General features: G+C 67.8%; 1 protein-coding gene. It reads left to right on the forward strand.

Annotated features, from left to right (window positions below; all coding sequences use genetic code 11):
- Window positions 1-292, forward strand: a 292-nt coding sequence (locus tag GWE18_RS42210; RefSeq protein ID WP_275191347.1) for an AMP-binding protein, incomplete at both ends; no start/stop codon positions are given.

The raw sequence follows: 292 nt of genomic DNA on the forward strand, positions 1-292 counted from the left end.
GCTTTACATCGGCGGGGCGGGGGTTGCGCGTGGCTATCTGAACCGTGCCGATCTGACGGCGGAGCGGTTCATCGCCAGTCCCTTTGTGGACGGCGATCGGCTGTACAGGACCGGCGACCTGGCGCGCTATCTGCCGGACGGCAATCTGGAGTTTCTGGGCCGCAATGACGACCAGGTGAAGATCCGCGGCTTCCGCATCGAGCCGGGCGAGATCGCCGCGCGGCTTTGCGAGCACGCCTGGGTGCGCGATGCGGTTGTGGTGGCGCGCCAGGACCGGTCCGGCGACAAGCAC

The organism is Bradyrhizobium sp. CSA112 (genome assembly GCF_029051645.1).
Classification (GTDB): domain Bacteria; phylum Pseudomonadota; class Alphaproteobacteria; order Rhizobiales; family Xanthobacteraceae; genus Bradyrhizobium.